The sequence below is a fragment of the Streptomyces sp. NPDC059861 genome, assembly GCF_042731435.1.
GTDB lineage: Bacteria > Actinomycetota > Actinomycetes > Streptomycetales > Streptomycetaceae > Streptomyces.
Genome location: NZ_JBHWJQ010000004.1, coordinates 76,199 through 88,620, shown reverse-complemented (window position 1 = coordinate 88,620; position 12,422 = coordinate 76,199). Strand labels below are relative to the sequence as shown.

Here is a 12,422-nt window from a genome sequence, read left to right as displayed (position 1 = left end):
GGGACGGCGGAAGGCGTACGCCGGTGGTCGGGCGCCGGCGCGGGCCCGCGGAGCAGAAAATGAGGTATTGCGGAGGCGGGCGTAACGTGGCTGGCATGGATCCGGCCGCGGCCTTCGGTCCGCGGGTCCAGCGCTTTCCCATGGCTGGGTCCGGCTGCCTCCGTAGTGTGCCGGCCACCCTCGCACGACCCAGCCGCGTCAGCCTTTCCAGGCCTTTCCAGCGGAAGGATCAGCAATGGGCACGGTCACCACCTCCGACGGCACGACCATCTTCTACAAGGACTGGGGTCCGCGAGACGGTCAGCCGATCGTCTTCCACCATGGCTGGCCGCTCACCGCCGACGACTGGGACAACCAGATGTTGTTCTTCCTCTCGCACGGCTATCGCGTGGTAGCCCATGACCGACGCGGGCACGGGCGCTCCAGCCAGTCCGCGACCGGCCACGAGATGGACACCTACGCCGCCGACGTCGCGGCGGTGACCGACGCGCTCGATCTTCAGGGCGCCGTGCACATCGGGCACTCGACCGGTGGCGGCGAGGTCGCCCGCTACGTCGCGCGCGCCAAGCCCGGCCGGGTGGCGAAGGCCGTGCTGGCCGGTGCGGTGCCGCCGGTGATGGTCAAGTCGGACAGCAATCCGGGTGGTACGCCGATCGAGGTCTTCGACGAGTTCCGCGCCGCCCTCGCGGCCAATCGCTCGCAGTTCTACATCGACGTGCCGTCGGGACCGTTCTACGGGTTCAACCGGGACGGCGTGGAAGTCAACCAGGGCATGGTCTACAACTGGTGGCGGCAGGGCATGATGGGCGCGGCCAACGCGCACTACGAGTGCATCAAGGCCTTCTCCGAGACCGACTTCACCGAGGACCTCAAGAAGATCGACGTCCCGGTGCTCGTCGCGCACGGCACCGACGACCAGGTCGTGCCCTACGCGGACGCGGGACCGCTGTCGGCCGAACTCCTGCCGCACGGCACCCTGAAGTCGTACGAGGGCTACCCGCACGGCATGCTCACGACCCATCCGGAGGTCCTCAACCCCGACCTCCTGGAGTTCGTGAAGTCGTAGCCTCCACGCGAGAGGGGGCGGCCCGCCCCGGACGCCCCTCAGGGCTTCAGGCGCCCAGTTCGTCCGGGTAGAGCCACGGCCGCAGGAGCCGGCTCAGCAGCGGCATGACCGCGTAGGTGAGCAGCGGTGCCAGCACGATCGGGAAGACCAGAGTGCGAGCCACCAGCGGCCACGCGCGGAAGTACTCCGCGAAGAGCCCGTCGTAGAGGAGGGCGAAGGGGTAGACCGCGAGGATCGTCACCAGCGACATCTTCCAGCGCGCGGGGGGCCGGACCGTGGTGCCGGGGAGGCTGAACCACGTCTCCAGGCCGGTGGTGGTCAGCTTCGGGTGGGCCGAGCGGCCGAAGGGTTTGACGCGATCCTGCCACCTGGCTCGCTCGGGTGAGGTCATCCAGCGGTCCAGGCTCCGGGTGTCGGCGAAGCGGACCACCGCGTGGTAGCGGTGACTGTCGCCCTCGGGCCTCAGCCAGACCACTCCCCGGTGGCCCGGGAACGCGGCGGCCTCCCGTTCGAGCCCGTGTGCCCACTGCTCGAACTCCTGCTCCCTGCCGGGCACCACCTCCCAGGTGTACACCACGGTCACCGGTTCACGGGTTTCGAGCACATGCTGATCCATGTCGCAAATCTAACTTTTGCAGCCGGTCTGCGCCCGTACGAGAATTAAGGGTGCTTTCTCTGGGAGGTGTGCCATGTCCACTACCGGCCCGGCCGTGACCGAAGCAGGCGTCGCACGGGTGGAGCGCGGACCCGGCCCGGTCCGGGTGACACTGTCGATCAACGGCACCGAGCACGCCCTGGACATCGAGCCGCGGGTGAGCCTGCTGGACGCGCTCCGCGAGCGCCTTGACCTGACGGGTGCGAAGAAGGGCTGTGACCAGGGCACCTGCGGAGCCTGCACGGTATGGGTCGACGGACGGCGGGTGCTGGCCTGCCTCACGCTGGCGATGACCTGCGAGGGCCACGAGATCACCACCGTCGAGGGACTCGCCGCGCACGGCGAACCGCACCCGATGCAGCAGGCCTTCATCGAGCAGGACGCCTTCCAGTGCGGCTACTGCACCCCCGGCCAGATCATGTCCGCCGTCGCACTGATCGCGGAGGGGCACGCCGGGGACGACGCCGAGATCAAGGAGTGGATGAGCGGCAACATCTGCCGCTGCGCCGCCTATCCGCACATCCGGGCCGCGATCCGCTCCGCCCGCGACCAGACGTAGGAGGCCTCTCGTGCGGCCCATCACCTACCTCCGCGCGACCGACACGGCCGCCGCCGTCGCCGCCGTCACCGCGGACCCCACCAGCGACTTCCTCGCCGGGGGCACCACCGAGGTCGACCTGCTCCGCCAGAACGTGCTCAACCCCCGGCGGCTCGTCGACATCAACGAACTCCCCCTGACCGGCATCGAAGGCACCCCGGAAGGCGGGCTGCGGATCGGCGCGCTGGCCCGGATGAGCGAGGTCGCGGCCGCCCCCGCGGTACGCACCGGCTTCCCGCTGATCGCGCAGGCACTGGAGCTGGGGGCGTCCGCGCAACTGCGCAACATGGCTTCCATGGGGGGCAACCTGCTGCAACGCGTGCGCTGTTCGTACTTCCGCGACGCCGAGTCCCCGTGCAACAAGCGCGACCCCGGGACCGGCTGCTCGGCCGTCGAAGGCTTCAGCCGCGGCCACGCGGTACTCGGCACCAGCGAACACTGCATCGCCACCCACCCCTCGGACGTGGCCGTGGCCCTGATCGCGCTGGACGCACGGGTGCACACGCTGGGGCCGGACGGCGAACGGACCTACGAGATCGACGACTTCTTCCTCCTCCCCGGCGACTCCCCGCACCGGGAACACCCCATGCAACACGGTGAGTTGATCACCGGCATCGAGGTGCCCCCCGCACCGCTGGCACGGCACTCCCTCTACCTGAAGGTCCGGGACCGCGAGTCCTACGAGTTCGCGCTCGTCTCGGTCGCGGCCGCGCTGTCCGTCGTGGACGGCACCGTCGCGGACGTACGGATGGCCCTCGGTGGCGTCGCCACCAAGCCCTGGCGGGCCAGACGCGCCGAGGACTTCCTGATCGGCGCCGCCCTGAACCGGGACAACTTCGCCATGGCCGGCCGCGTGGAGATGGCCGACGCCCGGCCCACCTCCATGAACGCCTTCAAGGTCGAACTCGCCCAGCGTGCGATCGTCCGTGCCCTCGACATGCTCAGCGACGGAACCGGGCCCGCGGCCCGGCCCGGGACCGGGAGCCCGTCATGACCGCCACCATCCCGTCCGCCCTCGGACAGCCGCTCGACCGGGTCGACGGCCTGGCCAAGGTCAGCGGAAGCGCCCGCTACTCCACCGAGGTCCCGCTCCCGGACATGGCCTACGCGTGCGTGGTCGGCTCCCGCATCGCCGCCGGGCGGGTCACGGAGATCGACACGAGCGCCGCACTGGCCGAGGAGGGCGTCCTCGCCGTGCTCACGCATCGCACGCTGCCCGAGATCGCCGAGCAGCCGCCGCTCATCCCCTCGCTCGCCGGGACGGCCGCCCCCGGCCAGACCTTCTTCCCGATGCAGGACGACACCGTGCACTACGCGGGCCAGCAGATCGCGATCGTCCTCGCGGACACCTGGGAACGGGCCCAGCACGGGGCGCGGCTGCTGCGCGTCACCTACGAGGAGACCCCGCCGGTGACCACCCTCGACCAGGGCCGCGACCGGTCGTACGTGCCCGAGCGGATCTTCGGCGGCTGGATACCGGGCCACATCGAGCGCGGGGACGTGGAGGCCGCCCTCCAGGACGCCGACGTCCGGGTGGACGGCACCTACACCTACGCCGCGAACAACCACAACCCGATCGAGCCGTCCTGCACCACGGCCCAGTGGGACGGCGACGAACTGCTCCTGTACGACTCCACGCAGGGGGTCAACGCCACCCAGATGACCGTCTCCCGGCTGCTGGGCGTGCCGATGTCGAAGATCCGGGTCATCGGCCACTACGCCGGCGGCAGCTTCGGGTGCAAGGCGATGATCCACGCCCACTCGGCGCTCGCCGCGATGGCGGCCCGTGAGGTCGGCCGGCCCGTCAAACTCGCCCTCACCCGGGAGCAGATGTTCACCTCCGTGGGACACCGCGAGGAGCAGGAGCAGCACGTCACCCTCGGTGCGACGCGTGACGGCAGACTGACCGGGATCCGGCACCACAAGCTCTCCCCGACCTCCCACTTCGACGACTGGGCCGAGCCCTCCGTCGGCACCTCCTCGCAGATCTACGCCTGTCCCGCCTACGAGGGTGAGTACCGGTTGTTCCGCGCCAACACCATGACTCCCACGTTCATGCGGGCGCCGGGCGAGGCGAGCGGGATGTACGCGCTGGAGTGCTCGATGGACGAGCTCGCCCACGAGCTGGGCCTGGACCCCATCGAGCTACGTCTGCGCAACCACACCGACGTCGACGCCATGTCGGGACTGCCCTGGTCCAGCAGCGGCCTGAGGGAGTGCTACGACCGCGGGGCGCGGCGCTTCGGCTGGGCCGGCCGCGATCCCCGGCCGGGCGTCCGCCGGGAGGGGAACTGGCTGATCGGCACCGGCATGGCCACCGCGGTCTACCCGGTCGCCCCGCTCGCCAACCCGCAGCGCGCCCGGGCACGCGTCTACGCCGACGGCACCGCGGTCGTCCAGGCCGCCACCCCCGAGTTCGGCACCGGCGTCGCCACGGTCATGACCCAGGTCGCCGCGGAAGGCCTCGGCATGCGCATGGACCGCTGCCGCTTCGAGTTCGGGGACACCGACCTGCCCAACATCGCCGCCGCGGTGGGATCGTCCGGCGCCGGCATGATCAGCGCGGCCGTGCACAGCGCCGCCACCGCCCTGCGCGGGCAGCTGATCATGAGCGCCGTCGGCGATCCCGGTTCGCCGCTGCACGGCGCCGACCTCGTCGACGTCGTCGTACAGGACGGGATCATGACCGCCGGCACCGCTTCCGAGTCGTACGGCGATCTGCTGCAACGCAACTTCCGGCCGGACGCCGAGGCCGTGGGGCAGTGGAACCCGCCCCACGACATCCCCTACGGGATGATGACCTTCGGCGCCCAGTTCGCCGAGGTCGCCGTCGACGCGGAGCTCGGCCTCGTCCGGGTGCGGCGCATGACCGGTGCCTTCGCGCCCGGCCGGGTGCTCAACGCCAAGACGGCCCGCAGTCAGTTGATGGGCGGCATGCTCTGGGGCCTCGGCCAGGCCCTCCTGGAGGCCAACCACATGCAGCCGGACACCGGCCGCTGGGTCAGCGCGAGCCTCGGGGAGTACCTCGTCCCCGTCAACGCGGACGCTCCAGACGTCGACATCGAGCTCGTCGAGGTCGAGGACGACATCGTCAATCCGCTGGGCGTCAAGGGAGTCGGTGAGATCGGCCAGGTAGGTGTGGCGGCCGCGATCGCCAACGCCGTGCACCACGCCACCGGGCGGCGGGTGCGCAAACTGCCGATCACGATCGAGGACCTGCTGTGAGCGTCGCGCCGGCCGCCCGGAGCCGCGCGGCAGCAGCCGTCCCGGTCACGTCATGGCTGAAGGTCTTACACCCATGGAAGCACCTGACCCCACCGGCGGAGCGGACGGCGCGGGCGACGCGGGCGGCGTGGACGCCGTGGCAGCCCTGGTCGAGGACGTCGGGGGCACCGCGGCTGCGGCCCTGCGCGCCCTGCTGACCCACTCGGTCGTCGGGCTCGCGATCTGGGACACCGACCTGCGGTGCATCTGGGTCAACGACGCCCTCGAACGCATCGACGGGATCGCCCGCGACCAGCGGTTGGGCCGTCGGCCACGCGAGGCCCTGAGCGGCGACGCCGCCGACCTGGAGACCGTCGTAGTCGAGGTGCTGGACACCGGTGTATGCGCCACCGGTCGCGAGTACCGGCCTCCGGCCGTTCCGGGACGGCCGCGCGACCGTGCCTTCTCGGCCTCCTTCGTGCGCCTGAGCGACGCCGAGGGCCCCACGCTGGGTGTGTGCATGGTGATGCTGGTCGTCAAGGACCGGCGATGGGCGGGGAACCACCTGGCCATGATCAGTGAGGCCGGTGCCCGCATCGGGACGACGCTGGACGTCATGCGCACGGCCCAGGAACTGGCCGACTTCGCGGTGCCGTTGCTCGCCGACTACGTGACCGTCGACCTGACGGAGGCGGTGCGGCTCGGTCAGGAGCCCCTGGACCGGCTCGGCCCCTCGCACGGGAGCCTTCCCAAGTTCCGGCGAGCGGGCCGGGCGTCGATCCACGCCGGCGCCCCGGAGTCCCTGTGGACGAAAGGCGAGGTGGTCTACGTCCCCGAGACATCGCCGTTCATGCAGGCCCTGTCCACCGGCCGCGCCGTGCTGCAACCCACGATCGAGCTCTCCCGGGGCACCTGGCTGGACCAGGATCCACGCCGGGCCGCGAAGATCCGGGAGTTCCACATGCACTCCCTGCTGATCGTCCCGATGCACGCCCGCGGCGTGGTCCTGGGCGTCGCGGTCTTCGTGAGGACGGACAACCCGACGCCCTTCGACGAAACCGATCAGCTGCTGGCCGAGGAACTGGTGTCCCGGGCGGCGCTGAGCCTGGACAACGCCCGCCGCTACACCCGCGAGCGGACGGCGGCCGTCGCGCTCCAGCGCAGTCTGCTGCCGCGCCGGCTGCACGGCGGAACAGCCATGGAGGTCGCCGCCCGCTACCTGCCCGCGGCGCCCGGGGACAGCGTCGGCGGTGACTGGTACGACGTCATCGGCCTGCCCGGCGGGCGCCTGGCGCTCGTCGTGGGCGACGTGGTGGGGCACGGTATCGACGCCGCGGCGACGATGGGCCGGCTGCGTACGGCGATCCGCACGCTCGCCGATCTCGATCTGCCTCCGGGTGAGCTGCTGACCAGGCTGGACCGGACGTTCATCCGGCTGACCGAGGACGAGGTCGCCGCCGGCACCGACGTCCCGTCCATGGGCGCCACCTGCGTCTACGCGGTCTACGATCCGGCCACTTCGCTCTGCACGCTGGCGCTGGCCGGGCATCCGCCGCCCGCCGTCGCCCGCCCGGACGGTCGCGTCTCGTACCCCGACCTGCCGCACGGCCCTCCGCTGGGCGTCGACATGCTGCCCTTCCTGTCCGCCGAGATCGAGCTCCCCGTGGGCAGCGTGATCGCCCTGTTCAGCGACGGGCTCGTCGAGGAGCGTCATCAGGACATCGACGTCGGCCTGGAGCGAGTGGCTCGGGTGCTCTCCCGGGGCGCTTCGTCCCTGGAGGAGCTGTGCACCGCGGTGGTCGACACGCTGCCGACCCCGACCCCTGCCGACGACGTCACCCTGCTGCTGGCCCGAGGCCTGTGAGCCCTCGCGCCCGGTGGACCGCGACGGCGGGGTCCCGCTCCGGCATCCACCCGTCACGGACCGGTCCGGCAGCGACTGGCGCCCCTGAGGTTTTACGTATAACCTCTCCCGTCAATCAGCCCTCCCGGAAGGTCCCGATGGCACGCATCGCCCTGGTCACCCTCGTCGTCGACGACTACGACGAGGCCATCCGCTTCTACACCGAGGCCCTCGGCTTCCGGCTCGCCGAGGACGCGCCCCGTCCTGACGGCTCCCGCTGGGTCGTGGTGGAACCCGGGACGGAGGGCGCCGGTACCGCTCTGCTTCTGGCTCGCGCCAAGGGTGAGCGGCAGCAGGCCCGGGTGGGCGACCAGACCGGCGGTCGCGTCGGCTACTTCCTGCACACCGACGACTTCGCCCGCGACCACGCCCGGGCGCTCGCCGCGGGGGTGACCTTCCTGGAGGAGCCGCGACACGAGCCGTACGGCACGGTCGCCGTCTTCCAGGACCTGTACGGCAACCGGTGGGACCTGCTCCAGCCCGCCGCCTGACCGCCGCAGCCCGGAACGCCCGCTCACGCACACTCACTTCGCACGCTCCGTACCAGGAAAGGCGCACCATGACAGCTACGCGCGTAGACATCGGGACCCTCCGTCGCCTCCCCAAGGCCGTCCTGCACGACCACCTCGACGGCGGCCTGCGCCCCGCCACCGTCGTCGAGCTGGCGGAGACGGTCGGCCACACCCTCCCCACCACCGACCCCGACGCGCTCGCCGCCTGGTACTACGACGCCGCCAACTCCGGCGACCTCGTCCGCTACATCGCCACGTTCGAGCACACCCTCGCCGTGATGCAGACCCGCGAGGGCCTGCTGCGCACGGCCGAGGAGTACGTCCTCGACCTCGCGGCCGACGGCGTCGTGTACGGCGAGGTCCGCTACGCGCCGGAGTTGATGGTCGACGGCGGGCTGACCCTGCCCGAGGTCGTCGAGGCCGTGCAGGAGGGCCTCGCGGCGGGCATGGTCAAGGCGGCCGCCGCCGGTACGCCGGTCCGGGTGGGGACGCTGCTGTGCGGCATGCGGATGTTCGACCGGAGCCGGGAGATCGCCGACCTCGTGGTCGCCTTCCGGGACGCCGGCGTCGTCGGCTTCGACATCGCCGGCGCCGAGGACGGCTTCCCGCCCGCCGACCACCTGGCCGCCTTCGAGCACCTGCGCCAGGAGAACGTGCCGTTCACCATCCACGCCGGTGAGGCGCACAGCCTGCGCAGCATCCACCAGGCGCTCCAGACGTGCGGCGCCCAGCGCATCGGCCACGGCGTGCGGATCACCGACGACATCCCCGACCTCGCGGCCGGCAAGGTCGGCCGTCTCGCCGGGTGGGTCCGCGACCGCCGGATCGCACTGGAGATGTGCCCGACCTCCAACCTCCAGACCGGCGCCGCCACCTCGATCGCCGAGCACCCCATCACGGCGCTCAAGGACCTCGGCTTCCGCGTCACGCTCAACACCGACAACCGCCTGGTCTCCGGCACGACGATGACCCGTGAGATGTCCCTGCTGGTCGAGGAGGCGGGCTGGACCGTCGAGGACCTGCGCACCGTCACCGTGAACGCCGTCAAGAGCGCGTTCATACCCTTCGACGAGCGCAACGTCCTCATCCGCGACGTGATCCTGCCGGGCTACGAGGCCTGAACGAGCCCTCGTACGTAGGCGGCCTGTCCGACGTGCTGAAGGTCGTCGGACAGGACGCTCACCAGCCGCGTGCCGAGGCTGACCGGGGGATCCCAGCGCTCGTCGACGACACGTTCGAGGTCCTTGGCGGTCAGCTCGCGCAGGACGCCCAGGGTCCGCTCGTGCACGGCGTCGTAGTAGCCGGTCAGCAGGTCGGGGGAGTCGACCCGTACCTTGGCGACCTTCGCCGGGCTGTGCCCGTACCCCGTGTCGTCACGCGGCAGCCCGAGCGCGAAGCGCTTCTCCCAGTCCTGGGTGAGCCAGATCTGGTCGAGCCCGGCGGCGTCGGCGATGTGGTCGTCCTGCACGCGGCTGAGGTGCCAGATCAGCCAGGTGATGGAGTTGGCGCCGGGTCCGGGGCGGGCGTTGAGGTCGTCGGCCGTGAGGCCTTCGACGGCGGCGTGGACTTCTTCCCGGATGCGGCTGTAACCGTCGCTGAGGATGTCCTTGGCATGCATACGTCCCACCATGGCCCATCACCACGATTCGCACGACGGCGCGTGACCCGGACGAAGGGCGCACCAAGCGGATGCGCGCTGCGGCACGGGTGCGTGCTGCGACATGGGGGCGGTCAGGGTGGCGTGCCTCGGGTCGCGGGGTTCAGGCGTCGGGCTCCGTGTCGAGGAGGGACATCAGGGCCCGGGCCGCCGGGCTCGTCGCCTCCGGGGGTGGCAGCAGGGCGACCGTCTCGTACGCGGCCTCGCCGGTGCCCTTGAGGGGCAGCGCGGCGAGTGAGGCGCGCTTGTGGCGGAAGTGATGCGGTACGACGGCGATGCCCAGGTTCTCGTCCAGCAGGTCCAGCAGACTGTGCACGTCGTTCACCTCGAGGTCCACCGTCCGCCGGACGCCCGCCCTCGCGAACACGGCGTCGGTGGCGCGGCGCGGGCCCCAGTCGGGATGGAAGTCGACGAAGACCTCGCCGCCCAGGTCCTGGGGTGTGACGGCCGCGCCGGCGGCGGCGAGACGGTGCGTCGGATGGCACAGGACGGTCATCGGCTCGTTGGTCAGCGCCACCGAGCGCAGCTGCTCGGTGTCCTCCTCCGTGCGCACCGCGAAGGCCAGGTCCAGGCGTCCCGCGGCGACCTCCTCCATCAGCGCGCCCGAGCCGGCCTGCCGCAGGCAGATCTCCACATCCGGGTGCCGGTGCCGGAACGCCGCGAGCAGCCGCGCCACGTTCACCCCCGCGATGCACTGCTCGGTGCCGAGCGCGAGCATGCCGCGCAGCACGCCCTGCACCGCGGCCACCGCCTCGTGGGCGGACCGCACCTGGGCCAGGATCCGCTCCGCCTCGCCCAGCAGCGCCCGCCCGGCCGGGGTGAGCGTCACCCGTCGGGTGGTCCGCACGAACAGCGGGGTCTGCAACTCGCGCTCCAGTGCCCGGATCGACGCCGACAGGCCCGACTGGGACACCATGAGCCGTTCGGCCGCCCGGGTGAAGTGCTGGTCCTCGGCGACCGCGACGAAGTGCTGGAGATGACGCAGTTCCATGACTGAGAAGTTTAGTCGCTGAATTCCATCGGATTCTTCTGTTGGACCACTGCCCGCAGGTCACGACAGAGTGGAACTGCACCCATCCATCCGTGCCCACCCCTCTGGAGTCGCGTTGTACACGGCACACCCCGACCGCTATGCGGACATGCCCTACCGGCGTACCGGACGCAGCGGCCTCAAGCTTCCCGCACTGTCGCTCGGCCTGTGGCACAACTTCGGTCCTGACCGGCCGGTCCAGACCCAGCGCGCGATCCTGCGCCGTGCCTTCGACCTCGGTATCACCCACTTCGACCTGGCCAACAACTACGGCCCGCCGCCCGGCGCCGCCGAGTCCGCGTTCGGCGAGGCGCTCAAGGCGGACTTCGCGCCCTACCGCGACGAACTGGTGATCTCCACCAAGGCGGGCTACCTGATGTGGCCCGGCCCGTACGGCGAGTGGGGCTCGCGCAAGTACATGCTGTCCTCGCTGGACCAGAGCCTGAACCGGATGGGCCTGGAGTACGTCGACATCTTCTACTCGCACCGCCCGGACCCGGAGACCCCGCTGGAGGAGACGATGGGTGCCCTGCACTCGGCGGTCCAGCAGGGCAAGGCGCTCTACGTCGGCGTCTCCAACTACTCGCCGGAGCAGACCCACGAGGCCGCCCGCATCCTGGGCGAGCTGGGCACCCCGCTCCTGATCCACCAGCCGCGCTACTCCATGCTCTCCCGGCTCCCCGAGGAGGGACTGCTGGACGCGCTGGACGAGCTGGCCGTCGGCTCCATCGCCTACTCGCCGCTGGACCAGGGCCTGCTCACCGGCCGCTACCTCGACGGCATCCCGGAGGACTCGCGGGCCGCGGGCGACAGCCCGTTCCTGAAGTCCGACGCGCTGACCGAGGAGCTGGTGGACCGGCTGCGCGCCCTGAACGACATCGCCAAGTCGCGCGGCCAGACGCTGGCCCAGATGGCGCTGGCCTGGGTGCTGCGCGGCGGCCGGGTGACCTCCGCCCTGGTCGGCGCGAGCAGCCCGCAGCAGCTGGAGGACAGCGTCGCCGCGATCGGCAACCTGGACTTCGACGCGGACGAGCTGTCCCGCATCGACGCGCTCGCCCAGCCCTGATCCGACCGCTTCCCCACCCGTGCCCCGGAGGTGAGCCACCTCCGGGGCACGGGTGTCTTCGTGGCGGTCCCGCTCGCCACGATCGCGTGCCGTACCGGGCGACAGCGAGGCGCCGGGACTGTTCAAGGGCCTGCGTCCGCGGCAGGCTGCGGCGGCACACGCATGTCCAGCCCCGCATCGGCACGGTCCCTGGACATCGCCTAGGCGCTGAGCCGCTCCCGAAGACGCACCGTCACCGTGTCGCCCTCCTCCTTGCCGATCGCCCTGCGCACCTCGGCCTTGACGGGCAGCTTGTGGGTGCCGTCGCCCAGCGCCATGAAAGAGCTCCGGAAAGGATGACCGTCAATGGTCCCGCGGATCTTGACCAGCCCACGGGTGCCGAAGAAAGCGACGGATTCGGGCCAGACGACATACGTCCATCCCCCTTTGCTCGGGCTCTTGCGCAGGACGGCGGTGAATTCCGCTTCGACGTTTCCGGTCGTCCCCATGACTGCCTCCGTTGCCCGTGATCGCGAAATGCTTCACTCCTCGGACCCCGTAAACAGGAAAAACTCATCGCGGAGGCTCCCACTCCGCTACTGAGTCAAGATCCGTACCGTCCGGCCTGCGATCCTCACCCGTCGCGTTCCGGCCAATACGCGCGGTGAATATGCCAGGAGACTGGCCGGAAAGACATGGTGACAGTGATTCAAGAGTGAAGATACTCGAACGTACAGGGACTGTTTCACCGC

Annotated in this window: 12 protein-coding genes; 8 read left to right on the top strand and 4 right to left on the bottom strand. The window is 70.9% G+C overall.

The features are described 5' to 3' along the window. Window positions 1-235: 235 nt before the first annotated feature. Window positions 236-1,066, top strand: coding sequence for an alpha/beta fold hydrolase (locus ACFV6X_RS04965; RefSeq protein WP_385377755.1), 831 nt, complete (start codon window positions 236-238; stop codon window positions 1,064-1,066). Window positions 1,067-1,112: 46 nt separating this feature from the next. On the opposite strand, the gene ACFV6X_RS04960 is transcribed toward ACFV6X_RS04965, so the two are convergent. After that, complete coding sequence (locus ACFV6X_RS04960; protein WP_385377752.1) at window positions 1,113-1,682, bottom strand: antibiotic biosynthesis monooxygenase; 570 nt, start codon at window positions 1,680-1,682, stop codon at window positions 1,113-1,115. Window positions 1,683-1,755: 73 nt separating this feature from the next. Between ACFV6X_RS04960 and ACFV6X_RS04955 the strand changes: the two genes are divergently transcribed. The 6 genes from ACFV6X_RS04955 to ACFV6X_RS04930 all read left to right on the top strand — a co-directional run bounded on the left by ACFV6X_RS04955 (window position 1,756) and on the right by ACFV6X_RS04930 (window position 9,059). Then, window positions 1,756-2,280 carry a (2Fe-2S)-binding protein gene (locus tag ACFV6X_RS04955; RefSeq protein ID WP_385377749.1) on the top strand — a complete coding sequence of 175 codons (525 nt, stop codon included), beginning with the start codon at window positions 1,756-1,758 and terminating at the stop codon, window positions 2,278-2,280. 10 nt (window positions 2,281-2,290) lie between these two features. Continuing rightward, window positions 2,291-3,313: an FAD binding domain-containing protein gene (locus ACFV6X_RS04950; RefSeq protein ID WP_385377745.1), complete on the top strand. Its 1,023-nt coding sequence runs from the start codon at window positions 2,291-2,293 to the stop codon at window positions 3,311-3,313. Then, window positions 3,310-5,544 carry a xanthine dehydrogenase family protein molybdopterin-binding subunit gene (locus tag ACFV6X_RS04945; RefSeq protein ID WP_385377742.1) on the top strand — a complete coding sequence of 745 codons (2,235 nt, stop codon included), beginning with the start codon at window positions 3,310-3,312 and terminating at the stop codon, window positions 5,542-5,544. The genes ACFV6X_RS04950 and ACFV6X_RS04945 overlap by 4 nt, the downstream gene beginning before the upstream one ends. Window positions 5,545-5,617: 73 nt before the next feature. Further along, window positions 5,618-7,387: a SpoIIE family protein phosphatase gene (locus ACFV6X_RS04940; protein ID WP_385377739.1), complete on the top strand. Its 1,770-nt coding sequence runs from the start codon at window positions 5,618-5,620 to the stop codon at window positions 7,385-7,387. Window positions 7,388-7,524: 137 nt separating this feature from the next. Then, complete coding sequence (locus ACFV6X_RS04935; RefSeq protein WP_385377736.1) at window positions 7,525-7,917, top strand: VOC family protein; 393 nt, start codon at window positions 7,525-7,527, stop codon at window positions 7,915-7,917. 68 nt (window positions 7,918-7,985) lie between these two features. Beyond that, the gene (locus ACFV6X_RS04930; RefSeq protein WP_385377734.1) at window positions 7,986-9,059 is read left to right on the top strand and encodes an adenosine deaminase; all 1,074 of its coding nucleotides are present in this window, start codon (window positions 7,986-7,988) and stop codon (window positions 9,057-9,059) included. Here ACFV6X_RS04930 and ACFV6X_RS04925 read toward each other — a convergent pair. Further along, a complete protein-coding gene (locus ACFV6X_RS04925) occupies window positions 9,047-9,556 on the bottom strand; it encodes a DinB family protein (protein WP_385377731.1) in 510 nt (169 codons plus the stop codon). The two genes, ACFV6X_RS04930 and ACFV6X_RS04925, sit on opposite strands and share 13 nt — an antisense overlap. A gap of 142 nt (window positions 9,557-9,698) precedes the next feature. Continuing rightward, window positions 9,699-10,586, bottom strand: coding sequence for a LysR substrate-binding domain-containing protein (locus tag ACFV6X_RS04920; protein ID WP_385377728.1), 888 nt, complete (start codon window positions 10,584-10,586; stop codon window positions 9,699-9,701). Window positions 10,587-10,701: 115 nt separating this feature from the next. On the opposite strand from ACFV6X_RS04920, the gene mgrA reads away from it, so the two are divergent. Then, entirely contained in the window at window positions 10,702-11,691 is a 990-nt protein-coding gene (mgrA, locus tag ACFV6X_RS04915; protein WP_385377724.1) for an L-glyceraldehyde 3-phosphate reductase, read from the top strand. 200 nt (window positions 11,692-11,891) lie between these two features. Here the strand turns inward: mgrA and ACFV6X_RS04910 are convergent, their stop codons facing one another. Then, complete coding sequence (locus ACFV6X_RS04910) at window positions 11,892-12,179, bottom strand: DUF1905 domain-containing protein (protein ID WP_385377721.1); 288 nt, start codon at window positions 12,177-12,179, stop codon at window positions 11,892-11,894. Window positions 12,180-12,422 lie beyond the last annotated feature (243 nt).